The sequence below is a fragment of the Anaerotruncus massiliensis (ex Togo et al. 2026) genome (genome assembly GCF_900199635.1).
Taxonomy (GTDB): domain Bacteria; phylum Bacillota; class Clostridia; order Oscillospirales; family Ruminococcaceae; genus Anaerotruncus; species Anaerotruncus massiliensis.
This window is the reverse complement of the sequence record NZ_LT962687.1, coordinates 1,895,835-1,914,248: the sequence shown is the minus strand read 5'-3', so window position 1 is coordinate 1,914,248 and position 18,414 is coordinate 1,895,835. Positions and strand designations below refer to the sequence as shown.

Genomic DNA, 18,414 nt, shown 5'->3' with positions numbered 1-18,414 from the left:
CCGCAAAAGGAAACGGAGTGAAGGTAATCATGATCTACAACCGGGAAGCCGAAACGATGCCGCGAAAGCAGATCGAGGCGCTCCAGCTGGAGCGGATGAAGCACATCGTGCGATACTGCTACGACAACGTGAAGCTCTACCACGATCGGTTTGACGCGGCCGGGTTCGACCCCGACAAATTCAAAGCCCTCTCCGACATCAAGTATATCCCGCCGACGACCAAGGACGACCTGCGCGACAACTACCCCTTCGGCCTCTTCGCGGTGCCGCAGAAAAAGGTCGTGCGCATCCACGCGTCGAGCGGCACCACCGGCAAGCCCACCGTCGTCGGATACACGAAAAACGACCTCGACATGTGGAGCGAGATTATGGCGCGCCTCATCGCCGCCGCGGGCGTGAACGACGAGGACATCGCGCAGATCTGCTTCGGCTACGGCCTCTTCACCGGCGCGCTCGGCCTGCACTACGGCCTCGAGCGGCTGGGCGCCTCGGTCGTGCCCTCCTCCTCCGGCAATTCGGAAAAGCAGATCATGCTGATGAAGGATTTCGGCACCACGACGCTGATCGCCACCCCCACCTACGCGCTCTACCTCGGGGAGCTGGCCGCCGAGCTCGGCTACGGGCCGGATGATTTCAAGCTGCGCATCGGCCTCTTCGGCTCGGAGGGCAGCACCCCCGAGATGCGGGCGAAGATCGAGCAGAAGCTCGGACTCTTCGCCACCGACAACTACGGCATGAGCGAGCTCATCGGCCCGGGGGTCTCGGGCGAATGCGAATTCCGCGACGGCTTACATATCAACGAGGACCACTTCTTCACCGAGGTGGTCGACCCCGACACCCTCGAGGAAAAGGCGGAGGGCGAGGTCGGCGAGCTGGTCATCACGACGCTGACCAAGGAGGCGCTGCCTCTGCTGCGCTACCGCACCCGCGACCTCTCCCGCGTGACCTACGCCCCCTGCAGATGCGGCCGCACGACCGCCCGCATGGACAAGATCATGGGCCGCAGCGACGACATGATCAAGGTCAAGGGCGTCAACGTGTTCCCCTCCCAGATCGAGAGCGTGCTCATGCCGATGAGCCAGATCAGCCCGCACTACATGCTCTATGTGCGGCATGAGGGCTACACCGACACGCTCGAGGTCAAGGTCGAATTGATCGACGGCTCGCTGCTCGAGCGGTGGTCCGACCTCGAAAAGCTCCAGGAGACGATCCACGCCAAACTGCGCACCGTTCTGGGCATCGACGCGAAGGTCACCCTCGTGCAGCCCAAGACGATCGAGCGGTTCCAGGGCAAGGCCAAGCGGGTCGTCGACCTGCGCTGAATAAGTAATTCATTAAAGGAGTACATATATGAAACAGCTGATGCTTGGCAACCAGGCGGTTGCCAGAGGACTCTTCGAGGCAGGCTGCCGGTTCGTCTCGAGCTATCCCGGCACCCCCTCCACCGAGATCTCCGAGTACGCGAGCGAGTACGACGAGATCTACGCCGAGTGGGCCCCCAACGAGAAGGTCGCCATGGAGGCGACGCTCGGCGCGGCCATCGGCGGCGCGCGCTCCTTCTGCGCGATGAAGCACGTGGGCCTCAACGTCGCGGCCGATCCGCTCTTTACCGCCTCCTACACCGGCGTGAACGCCGGCATGGTCATCGGCGTGGCGGACGACCCGGGCATGCATTCCTCCCAGAACGAGCAGGATTCCCGCCACTACGCGATCGCGGCCAAGCTGCCGATGGTCGAGCCCGCCGATTCAAAGGACTGCATCGACCTCGTGGCGGCGGCGTACGAGATCTCCGAGACGTTCGACACGCCGGTCATCTTCCGCACCTGCACCCGCATCGCCCACTCCCAGAGCATCGTGGAGCCGAAGGAGCGCACCGAATACCCGCTGAAGGCCTATGAGAAGAACCCGAAAAAATATGTCATGATGCCCGCCAACGCGGTCGGGCGGCATGTCTTTGTCGAGGAGCGGATGAAAAAGCTCGCGGAGTTCGCCGAGACCACCCCGCTCAACCGGGTGGAGATGGGGGACGCGGAGGTCGGCTTCATCACCTCGGGCACCTGCTACCAGTATGTGAAGGAGGCGTTCCCCGCCGCGAGCGTCCTCAAGCTCGGGCTTGTGAACCCGCTGCCCGCGAAGCTCATCCGGGATTTCGCCGCGAAGGTGAAGACCCTCTACGTGGTCGAGGAGCACGACCCGGTCATCGAGACCTTCTGCCGCGCGAACGGCGTGCGGGTCGACGGCGGCAAGGACCGTCTCGGCCTCTGCGGGGAGTATTCCCAGCGGATGGTCGCCAAGGCGTTCGGCGGGGAGGTCCCCGGCGGGCTCTCCTTCGGCGAAGCGGTGCCCGTGCGCCCGCCCGTGCTTTGCCCCGGCTGCCCTCACCGCGGCCTCTTCTACACGCTGCACAAGCTCGGCGTGATGGTCAGCGGCGACATCGGCTGCTACACCCTCGGCGCGCTGCCCCCGCTCGGGGCGCTCGACACGACCGTCTGCATGGGCGCGTCGATCTCCGGGCTGCACGGTTTCAACACCGCGCGCGGCGGCGACTCGGCCCAAAAATCCGTCGCGGTCATCGGCGACAGCACCTTCATGCACTCGGGCATCACCGGGCTCATCGACATCACCTATAACCGCGGCAACTCGACGGTGATCGTGCTCGACAACTCGATCACCGGCATGACCGGCCACCAGCAGAACCCGACGACCGGCCTCACGCTCAAAAACCAGCCCACCCCGCAGGTTTCGATCGAGAAGATCTGCGAGGCGGCGGGCGTCAGGCGGGTGCGCGTCGTCGACCCGAACGAGCTGAAGGAGCTTGAGACCGTGATCAAGGAGGAGCTCGCCGCCGACGAGCCGTCGGTGATCGTCACCCGGCGGCCCTGCGCGCTGCTCAAATATGTGAAGCACAACCCGCCGCTCACCGTGGACGTGGAGAAGTGCAAAAACTGCAAGGCCTGCATGAGGATCGGCTGCCCCGCGATCAGCGCGGCGGAGGGCCACGTCACCGTCGACCAGACCCTCTGCGTCGGCTGCGGGCTGTGTGAAAAAATGTGCGCGTTCGGCGCGCTGAAATCTTCCGCGGAGGTGCAGGGCTGATGGCAAACGTAAAAAGCGTCATGATCGTGGGGGTCGGCGGGCAGGGCTCGCTGCTCGCCTCCAAGCTGCTCGGCAACGTGCTGCTCTCGCGCGGGTTCGACGTCAAGGTCTCCGAGGTGCACGGCATGAGCCAGCGCGGCGGTTCCGTCGTCACCTATGTGCGCTACGGCGACAAGGTCTATTCCCCCATCGTCTCCGAGGGGGAGGCCGATGCGGTCGTCTCCTTTGAGCGGCTCGAGGCCGCCCGCTGGCTGCCCTACCTGAAGGAGGGCGGACGGCTCATCGTCAACGACCAGCGCATCGACCCGATGCCGGTCATCACCGGCGCGGCTCAATATCCCGACGGCGTCCTCGAAAAGCTCGCCGCCACCGGCGCGAACCTGCTGGCGGTCGACGCCCTCTCGCTGGCCGAACAGGCCGGCAGCGCCAAGGCGGTCAACGTCGTGCTGATGGGGGTGCTCTCCACCCTGCTCGACATCCCCGAGGAGGCGTGGCAGGCGTCGCTCGAGGCCTGCGTGCCCGCGAAATTCCTGGAGCTCAACCGCCGCGCGTTCGCGCTCGGCCGGAACCATACCGCGTGATCCCAATCTTAATGACAGAAAGGAATGGATTCCTTTGCCAAACTACTACCAGCCCGAAATCGAGTGCGCCTCCCGCGAGCAGATCAGAGCCTGGCAGGACGAGCGCCTCGTCGAAACGGTCGAACACGCCTACAAAAACGTGGAGTTCTACCGCAGGAAGATGGACGAGAAGGGGATCAAGCCCTCGGACATCAAATCCGTTGACGACCTTTGCAAGCTGCCCTTTTTGACCAAGGCGGACCTGCGCGACGCCTACCCCTACGGACTGCTCGCCGTTCCGCGTGAGGACGCGGTGCGCATCCAGTCGACGAGCGGCACCACCGGCAAGCGGGTCGTCGCCTTCTACACCCAGGACGACATCGACCTGTGGGAGGACTGCTGCGCCCGCGCAATCGTGGCCGCGGGCGGCACCCGCAGCGACGTGGTGCAGGTCTCCTACGGCTACGGCCTCTTCACCGGCGGCCCCGGCCTCAACGGCGGCTCCCACAAGGTGGGGTGCCTCACGCTGCCCATGTCCTCCGGCAACACCGCGCGGCAGATCCAGTTCATCCAGGACCTGGGCGCCACCATCCTCTGCTGCACCCCCTCCTACGCCGCCTTCATCGGCGAGACGTTCGAGGAGATGGGCATCAGCCCGGAGGAGATCCCGCTCAAGGCGGGCATCTTCGGCGCCGAGGCGTGGACCCAGGAGATGCGCCGCGACATCGAAAAGAAGCTCGGCATCAGGGCATATGACATCTACGGCCTCACCGAGCTCTCCGGCCCCGGCGTCTCCTTCGAGTGCGCCGAGCAGACGGGCATGCACATCAACGAGGACCACTTCATCGCCGAGATTATCGACCCCGACACCGGCGAGGTGCTCCCCGAGGGCTCCAAGGGCGAGCTCGTCTTCACGAGCATCACCAAGAAGGCCTTCCCGATGCTCCGCTACCGCACCCGCGACATCTGCGTGCTCACCCGCGAGCCCTGCTCCTGCGGACGCACCCACGTCAAGATGTCCAAGCCGATGGGCCGCAGCGACGACATGCTCATCATCCGCGGCGTCAACGTCTTCCCGTCCCAGATCGAGACGGTGCTCATGAACCACGGCTATCCGGCCAACTACCAGATCGTCGTCGACCGCGTCAAGAACAGCGACACCCTCGACGTCTACGTCGAGATGACGGGCGCGATGTTCGGCGACACCGTCAAGGACATCTCCCGCCGCGAGAAACAGCTCGTCGACGGCTTCAAGTCGATGCTCGGGCTCGCCGTCCACGTGCACCTCGTCTCGCCCAAAACGATCGAGCGCAGCGAAGGAAAGGCGAAACGCGTTATCGACAAACGCCATCTGGTATGATATAATTGGCATAAGAAAGGGAAGCTTCTTCCCGGATTTTTGGGCATTATCGTCAAACTAACGCCGGCACAGCGGCAGAATGGGTGTGTAATATGGTTATCAAGCAGCTTTCCGTCTTTGTCGAGAACCAGCCGGGCAGGCTTTCGGAGATCACCGACGTCCTCAGCGGCCGGGAAATCAACATCCGCGCCCTCTCGATCGCCGACACCACCAATTTCGGCATCCTGCGCCTCATCGTCGACCATCCCTCCCGCGCCGAAAGCGCCCTCAAGGAGCAGGGTTTCACCGTCTCCCAGACGAGCGTCATCGGCGTCGGCATCGAGGACCGCCCCGGCGGTCTCGCGGAGGCGCTCAACATCCTGCGCGAGGCGGGCATGGACGTGGAGTACATGTACGCCTTCGTCAGCCACGCCGAGAAGACCGCCTACGTCATCCTGCGCGTCGCCGACAACGACGCCGCCGAAAAGGTCCTGCGCGACCACGGCATCCCCATCCTCAGCGGCGAGGACGTGTATTAGGGTTACGGGCATTTTTAGAGTTACGGGCATTTTTTGGTCGGCCTTTTGAAAAAGGCCTGGCGAAAACTTTTATCAGGCGCGGCGCCGCCGCCTGTCCGTGCACGCGGCCCGTGCGATGGGGAGCGGAAGGGCGGACGCGCGAAAACAACATCAGCCGGTTGGGCGGAAATTTTTCCGCCCAACCTTTTTTGGAGGAATGTGCAAATGTCCATCGAAAAGGTACGGGCGTTCTTTGCCGCGCGCGGGCGCGGCGGGGACGTCCTGGAGTTCCCGGTTTCAAGCGCCACCGTCGAGCTGGCCGCGCAGGCGGTCGGCGTCATCCCCGCGCGCATCGCCAAGACCCTCTCCTTCAAGAGCCCGGAGGGGTGCGTCCTGATCGTCATGGCGGGCGACGCGCGCATCGACAACCGCAAGTTTAAGGACCAGTTCTCCATGAAGGCGTCGATGCTTCCGCCCGAGGACGCGCTCGCCCTCACCGGGCACGCGGTCGGCGGCGTCTGCCCCTTCGCGATCGAGAACGAAACGGTAAAGACCTACCTGGACGTGTCGATGAAGCGGTTTGAAACCGTCTTCCCGGCGGCGGGCAGCGGCAATTCCGCCATCGAGCTCACCTGCGCCGAGCTGGAGGACTATTCCGGCGCGGCGGGCTGGGTCGACGTCTGCAAGGGCTGGGAGGAGACGTCGGTATGATGCGTGATCCCGTCCAGACGATCGGAAATCTCATCGACCGCGCGGGCGTCTCCTACATCGGCTCGGTCGACGGCGAGGGCTTCCCCGAGATGAAGGCGATGCTCCCGCCCCGCCGCCGCGAGGGCGTCCGCGAGCTGTGGTTCACCTCCAACACCTCCTCGATGCGCGCCGCACACTACCGGGAAAACCCAAAGGCGTGCGCCTACTTCTGCGACCGCCGGTTCTTCCGCGGGGTGATGCTCAAGGGGCATATGGAGGTGCTCACAAGCCCGGAAATCAAGGCGGAGATCTGGCGGGAGGGGGACGAGCGGTACTATCCCGGCGGGGTGGACGATCCCGACTACTGCGTCCTGCACTTCACCGCGTTTTCGGGGCGGTACTACAGCAGCTTCCATTCGGAGGACTTCCCCGTGGAGGGGTGAAAAAAGCGCCCGGCCGTTGAGGCCGGGCGCTTTTTGATACGTTCAGGAGGCGAAGTACTGGACGACCGCGTCCGCGACCGCGCTGCCGTACCGGTACATCGCGAACGCGTCGCAGATCTGCTGGTACTCGGCGGGATTGGTGATGAAGCCGGATTCCAGCAGGATGGAGGGGCAGGCGGTCATCATCGTGACGCGGTAGTAGGAGCGTTCGACCGAACGCAGCCTGCGCCCGCTGTCCTCCGCGAGGCTCTGGCCCGCGAGCTCAGCAAGGCGCTGCGACTGGTCGTTCCAATAGTAGACCTCGATGCCGGAGACGCCGACCGAATCGGCGGTCACGCCGAGGGAATTGTGGTGGCAGGAGATGAAGAGGTCCGCGTCGAACTGCTGGGAGAGCTCCATGCGCTCATTGAGGGTCATCGTCTCGTCGCTGTGCAGCACATGGACCGTCGCGCCGAGCGCTTCCAGGCGGCTCTGGGCCGCGTAGGCGTTGGCGAGGTTGAGGGTCTTCTCCCACGGGCCGCCGTCGCCCGCCACGCCCGAGGCGCCCGGGTCGGTGCCGCCGTGGCCCGGGTCGAGCACGACGGTCACGTCCGAGAGGGGGGTGGCGCTCAGGCGGTCGAACGCGGGCCGCTCGCGCAGGTAGACGACCGTGTCGTTCCCGTCGAACTGGACGTCCCAGCCGCTCAGGCGCACCCCTTCGTTCAGATGAAAGGTGAGGGTCACGGCGCCGTCGTCGCTGATCGACGATTCGACCGACGAGCAGAGGGTGCTCTCGAGCATCGAGGTGTTCATCTTTTCAAAGCCTTCGAGGTGGTGGAAGGTGACGGTCACCGAATTCTCGTCCATGCTCCCCGTGAAGGCGGGGCGCGCGGTGCCGCCGATCGTCAGCTTTTCCCCCTTGGGGGCCTTGGCCATCGCGATCGAGGCGACGGCGCTCTGCGCGGTGGCCGCGCCCTCGTCGACGTCGACGGCGGATTTGAGCACATAGCCGCCCGAGGAGAGGCGGTAGTAGCCGCCGCCCGCGTTTTCGGTGATGTAGTCGACGCAGTCCTTCTTGAGGATGGTGAGGTACTGCCCGTCGTCCGCCGCGTTTTTGTTGACGGGGACGATGAAGGTCTTCATCCGCGCGACGGGGACCGCCCCCTCGCCCGCGACATAGACCTCCCCGGCGGTCTGCTGGCTCGAATTGAGGCCCGCGTAGTTGAGGCGGTAGGTGACGGGGCCGATGTTCTTGATCTGCCCGGACAGGGCGAGGGAGGAGACGTCGAGGGTCGCCTGATAGGTGACGGCGACGCCGTTTTGCACCGCCGCGACCGGCTGGAGGGTGGCGGTGAGCCCGCCCACCGCGGCGGTCACCGTGCCGCCGCCCGGCGCGGTGCAGGAGAGCTTCAGGAGCTGCCCTGCGAGCACCGCCTCCGAGCTGGCGGGATAGGCGCTCGATTTGACGATGGTGGAGATCGTGGTCGTCTCGGACGGGTAACTGCGGGTGATCGCGGCCGTCCTGCTGATCCCGCCCTGCGTGAAGGTGTAGGTGTTGGAGCCGTAGGCCACGTCGACAAGCACGCCCCACAGCCCTTCGGACGAGCGTTCCAGCTCGCGTCCCTCAAAGAGGAGGGGCTGGGAGGGGTCGGAGGTGCCCATGATGTAGTAGGTCCCCCAGGAGGGGTCGGCGGTCACCGGCTCGGCCGGCCGCCCGATCGTCAGGGCCTTCTGGTAGCTGAGGTCGGGCATGCCTGCGGGCTCCTTCTGGCTGAAGGCGGCAAAAAGCGTATAGGCCGCGGTGCGCGACTCGGTATCGAGGGCGCTGTAGTTGCTGATCACGATGCCGCCCGCGCCCGACTGCCGTTCCAGCCAGAGGCTGTTGTCGATCCCGTGGGAAAAGGCGGACGCGTCGTCCGCGCCGTGCAGCGGGTAGTAGGCGGCGCCTTTGGCTTCGCAGAGGGCCTGCCAGCCCGAAAGGAGGGCGGGCAGCTCGTCGAGGGAGACGCCGTCGAAGGTCGGCACGACGAAATCGAGGTCGCCGCTCCCAAGCGGCGCGGAGAAGAGGTCGCGGGCGGCTTCGCCGCCCACCGCGCCGCCCGAGACGACGAGGCCGAGCCGCTGGGAATCCTTATGCTTGAGGCTGTCGTGCGCGTGCCCGGCGGTTTTGGCGACGCAGGAGGCGTAGTCCTCCACGTCGTCGAAGACGCCCGAGTCGACGCCCGAGAGGACGACGCCCGCGATGTCGTAGTTGGCGGTGAGTTCCGAGACGACCTTGCCCGCCAGCTTCTGCACGCCCGGCTCGGACGGGTCGAGGACGCCGTTTTTCACCCAGCCGGGATTTTTTGCCGCGGGGGAGGAGGCGGCCAGGCCGCCGGAAGCGACCGCGTAGGGGTTGACGACCGCGTAGACCTGGATGCCCCGCTCCTTGCATTCGTCGACGAGGTAGCCGAGCGGGTCAAAAAAGGCGAAGGAGCCCTGTTCGCCGGTGAGATAGGCGCTCGACGGCAGCACCGACGAGCGGTAGAGCGCGTCACACTCGGGAGCCGCTTCAAAGAAGACGGCGTTGTAGCCGTATTCGGCGGCGAAGTCCGCGATCGCGTCGAGCTGGCCGCGCAGCGCCTTGGCCGAAAGGTTGGGCGCGGAGGGGAAATCCGCGTTGCCGCGGGTGCGCACCGTCATCGCGCGCAGCTCGGGGGCGGTGGGCACGATCCCCCCGGGATAGCTCTTGGGGATGATCTCGCCGGTGAGCAGGTCGCTCGCCAGCAGCACCGTGAAGGTCGCGGCGACGATCGCCAGCGACAGGAGCAGGGTGCGCGCGATCACATGCGTCCGTTTCGGTTTCATATGGGCAACATTCCTTCTATACCGTAGTGGGGCGTCACAGCTCAAAGTCCGATTTGTCGAAAGCGGGCAGCGCGCGCGGGCGCTTGGGGACCCGCTTGAGCGGCGCGTAGCGGTAGCGCCGGCAGGAGGTGAACGGAGAGGTCACACCCTTTTTTTCACACAGCACCGAACGCCCGTCGCGGGTGATGAACCCGTATTTGCAGTACTGGCAGGCGGGCGGGATCTCGTTGGAAAACAGTCTCAGCTTGCTCATGGCGCACCTCCGAAAGTCCGATATAACCCTATCATTATACAGGAACGGAGGGGAAATTTCTACTTGTAAAAATGAACATTTCGACGCCATTCGGGAAAGGCGAGGATCGAGCACATGCAGAGCAGGCAGAGAGCGGGCAGGACGGCGTGGGGATCGGCGCGCGGGACGGGGGAGGAGAGGAGAGGGAGGCGGACGCCGCGAGGACGGCGGGGGGCAGCCACCGGGCGAAGAGGGCGGCGAAGAGGGTGGTGAGCCCGCCGTGGAGCAGCCGGGAGCGGTAAAAGCGCCCGAACCGCACGCCGCAGCCGTCAAAAAAGCAGGAGCGCACCTGGAAGATGATGCTGAGGGAGGAAAAGGAGACGAGGAAGGCGCAGAGCAAAAAGCCCGCGCGCCCGCCCAGCGACGCGGCCGCGATGCAGCCGCCGGTGACTTCCAGCAGTCCGGCGAGCGCGGCGGTGAAGAAGGGCTCCCCCAGCGCGGGGAAGAGCTTCCCGAGCGCGCCCGCCAGCGCCCCGGTGAGCCCGACGGCGCGCAGCAGCGCGGTGACGGCGGAGAAGGCGACGACGAAGGCGCAGATCGAGAGGATGCCCGAGGCGGCGGAGCGCACGGCGTTCACGAAGGCGTCGCGGGAGCGTTCGGGCGCGCGGGCCGGCGGACTGCCGGCCCGCGCGCCCCGGAAGGCGAGCGCGCCGACGGCGAGGGAGGAGAGCACCTGCGCGCCGAGCAGCGCGAGTCCGGCCGCGCGGCTGCCGAGCATCCCCGCGCCGACGGCGGAGATGAGAAAGGAGGGCCCGGCGTTCACGCAGCAGCAGAGGGCGCGCTCGGCGGTTTCCCGGTCGATCTCCCGGCGCGCGAGCATGTCGGAGAGCATCCGCGCGCCGACCGGGAAGCCGCCCACGAAGCTCATGAGCAGCACCGCGCCGAGGTTTTCCGGCATGCCGATCACCCGGCGGGTAAAGCCGCTTACCGCGCGGGAGAGCACCGCCCCCGCCTGCGTTGCGGCGATCAGCCCCGCGAGGATCATAAACGGGAAAAGGGAGGGGATGATGACCGCCGCGCAGCTCCCGAGCCCCGCGCGCACCCCCTCCGACACCTCCTTGGTCTTCCATAAAAGCCCGACGGCGGACGCCGCCGCGGACGCCGCCAACAGGTATTTTGCGCATTTCACGCGCCCACACCCCCGATTACATAAAAAACCGCTTTTTATAATATCTATGTACTGGTCCCCCGGCGGATGCACCCAAATTTGCCGCGGGGAGATGGGGGAAAATCGATGTTCGGAAGGAAGAAAGGGAAAAAGGAACGCTATTCGATCGCGGACGCGGTGTCCCGCACCCTCGAGCTGCCGGTCGACGTGCTCGAAGGTCTGCCGCAGCTGGAGCTGCTCGGCAACCGCGAAGCCTATATCGAGCACTGCCAGGGGGTGCTCGAATACAACGACCAGATCGTCCGGCTCAACACCGGGAGGATGATCCTCAAGTTCACCGGCCGCCGCCTGACCCTAAAATGCCTCAGCGGAGACAGCATGACGGTGCAGGGATATTTTACCGCGCTGGAGTTCTCCACGGTCTGAATCGTTTGACAGGCGGAGCCGGGAAGCCGGCGCTTCATACCTGACCCCGCCATTTCGCATACGGCATGTTGGAGAGGCGCGGCGGGCGGAGAACCCGCCGCAGCGGCCCCTCAGCTTGCCGAAATGATTTTTTGGCAGAGCCTCCGCATCCCAATGATTCCATGTTTCAAACCCGGCAAGCCCCGCTGCCCCGGAAGGGAGGGGGCGTGTGTGGGGCTGCGCCCGCAGGCGCGTTTCGGAGCGCAACCGAGCGAAGCGAGGCTCTTGGCGCGGAGATGGACCGCCGGTTTTATAACGCATACGGCATGTTGGAGAGGCGCGGCGGGCGGAGAACCCGCCGCAGCGGCCCCTCAGCTTGCCGAAATGATTTTCAGGCTGGGCCTCCGTATCCCGATGATTCCATGTTTCAAACCCGGCAAGCCCCGCCGCCCCGGAAGGGAGGGGGCGTGTGTGGGGGGACCGTAGGTCCCTACCGCACGTTGAGCGAGCGCAGCGAGCGGAGAACCCGCCGCAGCGGCCCCTCAGCTTGCCGAAATGATTTTCGACAAGCTGAGGGGTGGTTTTTTGCTGTTTATCCGGTTCCTGCGCTACCTGCGCGGGCATGTCAAATTTTTTGCGCGGTCGGGTTCCTTCGAGCGCCTCATCAACCTCTGCGCCCACCACCGGGTCCCCCTGTGGGACTGCCGGCGGGAGGAGGCGGGATATTCGGGCCGCACCACCGTGGACGGCTACCGGCGGATGCGCCCGCTCGCCCGCAAGGCGGGGGCGGTCACCCGCGTGAAGGAGCGTCACGGGCTGCCCTTCCTGCTGCGCCGCTACCGCCGCAGGATCGGCGTGGCCGCCGGCGCGGCGCTCTTCATCGCCTTCTTTGCCGTCACCCAGCAGTTCGTGTGGGTGGTCGAGGTGCAGGGGAACGAGCGGGTGGACAGCCAGGTGCTGCTCCAGGCTCTCGAGGAGCTCGGAGTCAGGCGGGGCGTCCTCAAAAGCGGGCTCGACGCGCGGGAGATCCAGCTCGAGGTCCAGCTCAAGGTGGACGATCTCTCATGGGCGGCGCTCAACATCCGCGGCACCACCGCGACGCTGCTCGTGCGGGAACGCACCGTGCCGCCCCAGAAGATCGACACCAAAGTGCCCGCCAACGTCGTGGCGGCGCGGGACGGCCAGATTGTCAGCATGGCGGTCACGGACGGCCGGGCGGCCGTACAGAAGGGGGACGCCGTCCGGGAGGGGGAGATCCTCGTGAGCGGCGTCTTTGAGGACCGCTGGGGGCTCAACCACCTGCTGCGCGCCAACGCCAAGGTCATCGCGCGCGTCCCCGAGAGCCTCGCCGTCGAGGTGCCGCTCACCCAGTCGCGCGCGGTGCCGTCCGGGCGGGTGGTCAAGCGCCGCTACCTCGAACTGCCGGGGGTTCGCCTGCCCCTCTTCCTCTATTCGGGGTTGGACGGGGAGTACAAGGTGGAGAAGGTGACCCGGCCGCCCGTCCTGTTCGGCGTGGAGATGCCCTTCCCGGTGACGCGCGAAACCTACATCTTCTACGAGACGGAGGAGGAGCGGATCAGCGCCGAAACGGCGCTGCGCATCGCCGAGCGGCAGCTCGCCGCGAAGGAGCGGGGCGCGTGGGCGTCCGGCACGGTGGTCAAGCGGGAGGTCTCGGCCAAAACGGAGGGCGGCAGGGTCGTGCTGACGGGGGAATACCTCGTGGAGATGGACATCGCCCGGCAGGTGGAAATCCCGGTGTTCGACCGCACAGGACAGGGGGAAAAGGCTCTGCGCGAGGGAGGCTACTAGGGATTTTGGCGCGTTTCCAAAGAAACTGGGAAAGTTTCACAAAATATTCATAAAGAACTGTGGAAACTGCTTGTTATTTGCGTGAAGATTTGCTATACTAAATCGTGGATGATTTTGGGGATTTCCAATAGAAAAAGGATGGAAAAAAACGAATGATCGAACAACTGGTGAATATCGACCGGATGGAGCACGCGCTGGCGCTGTTCGGGAGCTTCGATGAGAACGTCAGGCTCATCGAGCAGGAATACAGCGTCACGGTGACCTGCCGCGGCACCGAAATCAAGGTGTTCGGCGACGAGGAGGGCGTCTCCCTGGCGGTACGCGCCATCACCGGGCTGCTCTCCCTCATCAACAAGGGGGAGTCGCTCACCGAACAGAACATCCGCTATGTCATGGCGATGGTCAGCGAGGGGCGCGAGGACAAGGTCGCGGCGCTCGCGGACGACGTGGTGTGCATCACCACGACGGGCAAGCCGATCAAGGCCAAGACCCTCGGGCAGAAGCGGTACGTCGAGGCGATCCGCGACAACACGATCACCATCGGCGTCGGCCCCGCCGGCACCGGCAAGACCTACCTCGCCGTGGCCATGGCGGTGCGCGCCTTCCGCGCGCACGAGATCAACCGCATCATCCTGACGCGCCCCGCCGTCGAGGCGGGGGAGAAGCTCGGCTTTCTGCCGGGCGACCTCCAGAACAAGGTCGACCCCTACCTGCGTCCGCTTTACGACGCGCTTTTTGATATGCTCGGCGCCGAGAACTACCAGAAATATGTCGAGCGCCAGAACATCGAGGTCGCCCCGCTCGCCTACATGCGCGGGCGCACCCTCGACGACAGCTTCATCATCCTCGACGAGGCCCAGAACACCACGCCCGAGCAGATGAAGATGTTCCTCACCCGACTGGGGTTCAATTCCAAAGCCATCATCACCGGGGACGTGACCCAGATCGACCTGCCGGACGCCAGGCGTTCGGGCCTTCTGGAAGCGGTCAAGGTGCTGAAGAACGTGGATGACATCGCCATCCTTCATTTCACCGAGAAAGACGTCGTGCGCCACCGCCTGGTACAGGCGATCATCAAGGCGTACGAGCGGTATTACGAGGAGGGTAAACGCAACAGATGACCGAAAGTATCAAGGTGCTCATCACCAACCGCCAGAAGGACGTGAAGATCCCCAGCGGCATCCGGCTGCTCATCCGCCGCTGCTGCCACGCGGTGCTCGCCGCCGAGCAGTTCGGCGACAGCGCGGAGGTCAGCGTCAGCTTCGTGAACAACGAACAGATCCGCCAGCTCAACAACGAGTTCCGCCAAAAGGACACGGCCACCGACGTGCTCTCCTTCCCGCTCGGGCAGGACGGCGTCTATGACCGCAACCTCGAGACGGGCGCGCTCCAGCTCGGCGATATCGTCATCTCGATCGAAAAGGCCGTCGAACAGGCCCGTATCTACGGCCACTCCCTCCAGCGGGAGATCGGCTTTCTGACCGTGCATTCGATGCTCCACCTGCTCGGCTACGACCACGAGTCGGGCGGGCTCGAGATGGTGCGGATGCGCGAGAAGGAGGAGAGCGTGCTCTCGAGCCTCGGATTGCAGCGGGACGGCAGCTATGTGCTGACCGAAGATGAAATCTAAGCTCGCCGCCCTCGCCCGCAGCTTTCGCTGGGCGGGCTGCGGCGTGCGCCACTGCGTTTTGCACGAGCGCAACTTCCGCATCCACCTGGCCGCCGCGCTCTTCGTGTTCTGGCTGGCCGGGGCGCTGCGCGTGGAGGCCGCGGGCTTCGGGCTGCTGTCCCTCGCGGCCGGCGGCGTGCTCGCCGCCGAGATGCTCAACACCGCCGTCGAGGCGGCCGTCGACCTCGCCAGCCCCGGCAGGCATCCGCTCGCGAAGCTCGCCAAGGACGTTTCGGCCGGCGCGGTGCTCGTCATGGCGCTCGCGAGCGTCGGGGTCGGGTTCGCCGTGCTCTGGCGCCCGGAGGGGCTGCTCGCGCTCTGGCGCGCGCTGCTCGCGCACTGGCAGCCGAAGGTGCTGCTCGTGATCTATCTTGCCCTCGCGGCCTGGTTTGTGTTCGGGTTCGGCGGGGAGAAACAGACGCCGGCGTAGACCGCCGGCGCATTTTTGCGCCGCGCCGTAAAGGGCGGAAAAACTGGACGCGCCCCACAGGGGCGGGGAGGAGAAGCATTTTGACCGAACCGGAATACAGCACCAAATCGGCGTTCGTCGCCATCGTCGGACGCCCCAACGTGGGAAAATCGAGCCTGCTCAACGCCCTGATCGGGGAGAAGGTGGCGATCGTCTCGGACAAGCCCCAGACCACCCGCACCCGCATCACCGGCGTGCTGACGAGGGGGGAGACCCAGTTTGTCTTCATTGACACGCCGGGGCTCCACAAGCCCCGCACGCGGCTGTCGGAATACATGGTGAAGCAGGTCAGCGACAGCGTCGCGGACGTGGACGTCGCCCTGCTCGTCGTCGAGCCGCAGGGGGAGATCGCCCCCGCCGAGCGAGACCTCATCGCCTCCTTCCGGGCGCAGCGGATTCCCGCGGTCCTCGTCGTCAACAAGATCGACACCCTCGCCAACAAGGAGAAGCTGATGCCCCGCATCCTCGCCTTTACAAAGGAGTACGAGTTTTCCGCCGTCGTGCCGATCTCCGCGCTCACCCGTGACGGGGTGGACGCGGTGCTCGGGGAGCTCGAGGCGTTTGCCGCGCCCTCCCCCTTCTTCTTCGACGCGGACACGCTGACCGACCAGCCCGAACGGGTGATCGTGGCCGAGATCGTGCGGGAAAAGCTCCTGCGCAACCTGCGCGACGAGATCCCGCACGGCACCGCCGTGTCGGTGGAATCGATGAAGGAGCGGGAGGGGCAGGACCTCGTCGACATCGAGGCGCAGATCTACTGCGAGCGGGAGAGCCACAAGGGGATGATCATCGGCAAGGGCGGCGAGATGCTCAAGCGGATCGCCACCCAGGCGCGGCAGGACATCGAACGGTTCCTCGGCTGCCGGGTCAACCTCAAATGCTGGGTCAAGGTGCGCGAGGACTGGCGCAACCGGGAGAACGTCATCCGGTCGCTCGGCTACAACTGAGCCGCGCGTCGGTTTGAAAAACGAACAGGAGGCCCCGCGGGGACGGACAACCGTCCCCGCGGGGCCTCTTTCGCCGCCGTGTAAAATCTGCGTAAAATTTGCGGCGGAACCCTTGTGCTCCCCGGCGCGATCTTTTATAATGGGTTGCGAATCGCGGTGAAAAGGGGGGGACGTTCCGCATGGAAGCAGCTGCGCCGTCCGGAGCATCCGCCCGGATACCGGGACTAAAGAGGCATGACCCGCGTCCGGCGCCGGACGCGCGCCATGCCTTTGGAATGTTTCATCCCCGCCCTGCCGGCGGATTCGGGAAGGAAGTAAAGAGAGAAGGAGCGTGCCGCGCGTGAAGGTGGCGGATATCCTGGGGCTTCTGGGAGGCCTGGCGCTGTTTTTATACGGGATGCAGATGATGAGCTCGGGGCTCGAGGCGGCGGCGGGCAACCGCATGAAGCGGATTTTGGAGCGGCTGACGAGCAACCGCCTGCTGGGGGTCGCGGTCGGCGCGGGCATCACGGCGGTGATCCAGTCCTCCTCCGCGACCACCGTCATGGTCGTGGGCTTTGTCAATTCGGGCATGATGACCCTGCGGCAGGCCGTATGGATCATCATGGGGGCGAACGTCGGCACCACCATCACCGGCCAGCTCATCGCGCTCGACGTGGGCGCGCTGGCCCCGCTCTTCGCCTTCTGCGGCGTGACGCTGGTCGTGTTCATGAAGCGGGCGGTCTTTCACCACTACGGGCAGATCGTCGCGGGGCTGGGCATCCTCTTCATCGGGATGGAGATGATGAGCTCCTCCATGATGCCGCTGCGGGATTCGGAGGCGTTCGTCAGCCTCATGACCCGCTTTGGCAACCCGCTGCTGGGGATCCTGGCCGGGGCGCTTTTCACCGCCGTCATCCAATCCTCCTCAGCGTCGGTGGGGATCCTCCAGGCGCTGGCGGACAGCGGGCTCATCGGCCTGCCGAGCGCGGTTTACGTCCTCTTCGGCCAGAACATCGGCACCTGCATCACCGCGGTGCTGGCCTCGATCGGCACCGGGCGCAACGCGAAGCGCACCACCGTCATCCACCTGCTCTTCAACCTGATCGGGACGAGCATCTTCACCGTGGTCTGCATGACGTTCCCGCTCACGCAGTTTATCGAGGCGCTGACCCCCGGCAGCCCGGCGGCCCAGATCGCCAATATGCACACCCTCTTCAACGTTGCGACCACCCTGCTCCTGCTCCCGCTGGGCACCTGGCTCGCGAAGCTCGCGGTGCGCATCCTGCCCGAGCACGTCTCGGAGGACGCCGCGCTGCAAAAGCTGCTCTATATCAAGCCGGTGGAGGCGTCGCCGGAATACCAGATGGGCAACTCCGCCATTGCGATCAACGGCGTCTGGCGGGAGCTCGGACGGATGGCCGACATGGCCCGCGGCAACGTGGAGCAGAGCTTCCTCGCCGTGCTGGACGGCGATTCCCGCCGGTTGGCGGAGGTCGAACGCACCGAGGAATACATCGACTACCTCAATAAGGAAATATCAAAGTACATCTCGCGCATCATCGTTTACGAGGCAAACGAGCGGGACTCGATGACGATCAGCGCCTTTTTCAAGATCAGCGGCAACCTCGAGCGGATCGGTGACCACGCCGTCAACATCTGCGAGTACACGAAGCTGCTGGAGGAAAAGCGGATTTCCTTTTCCGAGCAGGCGCGGGGCGAGATCGCACAGATGAAAGAGGTGAGCCTGCGCGCCATCGGCCTGCTCCAAGAGCTGGACGGCGTTTCCGTCGAACGCCTGTCCGAAATTTCCGCCTTTGAGCAGAAGATGGACGACATGACCCTCGCGTTCCGGCAGAACCAGATTTGGCGGATGCACGAGGGAGTCTGCTCGGACGAGGCGTGCATCCTCTATTCCGAGATGCTGACCGATTTCGAGCGGATCGGCGACCACATCCTCAACATTGGGCAGGAGCTCGCCTCGGCCGGTTTTCCGCGCTGAGAGGCGCTCCATCCGTCCGGCTTTCCGCGCATGCGCGCGGAAAGCCGGTTTTTTATGTTTTAAACCACAAAAAAGGAGGCAATTTGCAAGTATTTCCACCAAATTTCAAAAAAATAACTATACAAAGGTCATACTATATGTTATAGTATGGGTAACAAAAAATGAATATTTGGCAAAACTATTGAAAGATAGTGACGCAAAGCCATGGGTCTAAACCGTAGGGTATGACAGCCGGTTGCCGCACAGCCTCCCTAGGGGGGCT

General features: G+C 64.9%; 17 protein-coding genes and 1 riboswitch. Of the genes, 14 read left to right on the top strand and 3 right to left on the bottom strand.

The window, feature by feature from the left end:
* The first annotated feature begins 29 nt into the window (after positions 1-29).
* The 7 genes from C1A13_RS09450 (at position 30) to C1A13_RS09420 (ending at position 6,646) form a co-directional block, all read left to right on the top strand.
* Positions 30-1,322, top strand: coding sequence for a phenylacetate--CoA ligase family protein (locus C1A13_RS09450; RefSeq protein WP_172439317.1), 1,293 nt, complete (start codon positions 30-32; stop codon positions 1,320-1,322).
* A gap of 28 nt (positions 1,323-1,350) precedes the next feature.
* Positions 1,351-3,096, top strand: coding sequence for an indolepyruvate ferredoxin oxidoreductase subunit alpha (gene iorA, locus C1A13_RS09445; RefSeq protein WP_101551390.1), 1,746 nt, complete (start codon positions 1,351-1,353; stop codon positions 3,094-3,096).
* Entirely contained in the window at positions 3,096-3,677 is a 582-nt protein-coding gene (locus tag C1A13_RS09440) for an indolepyruvate oxidoreductase subunit beta (protein WP_101551388.1), read from the top strand. The genes iorA and C1A13_RS09440 overlap by 1 nt, the downstream gene beginning before the upstream one ends.
* Positions 3,678-3,711: 34 nt before the next feature.
* Complete coding sequence (locus tag C1A13_RS09435; RefSeq protein WP_101551386.1) at positions 3,712-5,016, top strand: phenylacetate--CoA ligase family protein; 1,305 nt, start codon at positions 3,712-3,714, stop codon at positions 5,014-5,016.
* A gap of 92 nt (positions 5,017-5,108) precedes the next feature.
* Positions 5,109-5,534, top strand: a complete 426-nt coding sequence (locus C1A13_RS09430; RefSeq protein WP_101551384.1) for an ACT domain-containing protein — start codon at positions 5,109-5,111, stop codon at positions 5,532-5,534.
* A gap of 204 nt (positions 5,535-5,738) precedes the next feature.
* Positions 5,739-6,224 carry a YbaK/EbsC family protein gene (locus C1A13_RS09425; RefSeq protein ID WP_101551382.1) on the top strand — a complete coding sequence of 162 codons (486 nt, stop codon included), beginning with the start codon at positions 5,739-5,741 and terminating at the stop codon, positions 6,222-6,224.
* Entirely contained in the window at positions 6,221-6,646 is a 426-nt protein-coding gene (locus tag C1A13_RS09420) for a pyridoxamine 5'-phosphate oxidase family protein (RefSeq protein ID WP_101551381.1), read from the top strand. Before C1A13_RS09425 ends, C1A13_RS09420 begins: the two co-directional genes overlap by 4 nt.
* A 42-nt stretch (positions 6,647-6,688) precedes the next feature.
* Here C1A13_RS09420 and C1A13_RS09415 read toward each other — a convergent pair whose 3' ends face one another.
* Genes C1A13_RS09415 through C1A13_RS09405 form a run of 3 tightly spaced genes read right to left on the bottom strand, consistent with a single transcriptional unit; the run spans position 6,689 to position 10,893 of the window.
* Complete coding sequence (locus tag C1A13_RS09415; RefSeq protein ID WP_101551380.1) at positions 6,689-9,472, bottom strand: N-acetylmuramoyl-L-alanine amidase; 2,784 nt, start codon at positions 9,470-9,472, stop codon at positions 6,689-6,691.
* A 34-nt stretch (positions 9,473-9,506) separates the two neighbouring features.
* Positions 9,507-9,725, bottom strand: a complete 219-nt coding sequence (locus tag C1A13_RS09410) for a hypothetical protein (RefSeq protein ID WP_242970846.1) — start codon at positions 9,723-9,725, stop codon at positions 9,507-9,509.
* Positions 9,726-9,759: 34 nt separating this feature from the next.
* Positions 9,760-10,893: a hypothetical protein gene (locus C1A13_RS09405; RefSeq protein ID WP_101551378.1), complete on the bottom strand. Its 1,134-nt coding sequence runs from the start codon at positions 10,891-10,893 to the stop codon at positions 9,760-9,762.
* Between the two features lie 105 nt (positions 10,894-10,998).
* Here C1A13_RS09405 and C1A13_RS09400 point away from each other — a divergent pair, with 105 nt between their 5' ends.
* From C1A13_RS09400 to C1A13_RS09370, 7 genes are all read left to right on the top strand, one after another.
* Complete coding sequence (locus tag C1A13_RS09400; protein ID WP_101551376.1) at positions 10,999-11,298, top strand: YabP/YqfC family sporulation protein; 300 nt, start codon at positions 10,999-11,001, stop codon at positions 11,296-11,298.
* Positions 11,299-11,862: 564 nt separating this feature from the next.
* Entirely contained in the window at positions 11,863-13,086 is a 1,224-nt protein-coding gene (locus C1A13_RS09395) for a sporulation protein YqfD (RefSeq protein WP_172439236.1), read from the top strand.
* Positions 13,087-13,238: 152 nt separating this feature from the next.
* Entirely contained in the window at positions 13,239-14,207 is a 969-nt protein-coding gene (locus tag C1A13_RS09390) for a PhoH family protein (RefSeq protein ID WP_101551372.1), read from the top strand.
* Complete coding sequence (gene ybeY / locus C1A13_RS09385; RefSeq protein ID WP_101551370.1) at positions 14,204-14,716, top strand: rRNA maturation RNase YbeY; 513 nt, start codon at positions 14,204-14,206, stop codon at positions 14,714-14,716. The genes C1A13_RS09390 and ybeY overlap by 4 nt, the downstream gene beginning before the upstream one ends.
* Positions 14,706-15,185, top strand: coding sequence for a diacylglycerol kinase family protein (locus C1A13_RS09380; protein WP_101551368.1), 480 nt, complete (start codon positions 14,706-14,708; stop codon positions 15,183-15,185). The genes ybeY and C1A13_RS09380 overlap by 11 nt, the downstream gene beginning before the upstream one ends.
* 80 nt (positions 15,186-15,265) lie before the next feature.
* Positions 15,266-16,171, top strand: coding sequence for a GTPase Era (gene era, locus C1A13_RS09375; protein ID WP_172439235.1), 906 nt, complete (start codon positions 15,266-15,268; stop codon positions 16,169-16,171).
* Positions 16,172-16,511: 340 nt separating this feature from the next.
* Complete coding sequence (locus C1A13_RS09370; protein WP_101551364.1) at positions 16,512-18,152, top strand: Na/Pi cotransporter family protein; 1,641 nt, start codon at positions 16,512-16,514, stop codon at positions 18,150-18,152.
* A gap of 161 nt (positions 18,153-18,313) precedes the next feature.
* Positions 18,314-18,395, top strand: a riboswitch (cyclic di-GMP riboswitch).
* The last annotated feature ends 19 nt before the right edge of the window (positions 18,396-18,414 follow it).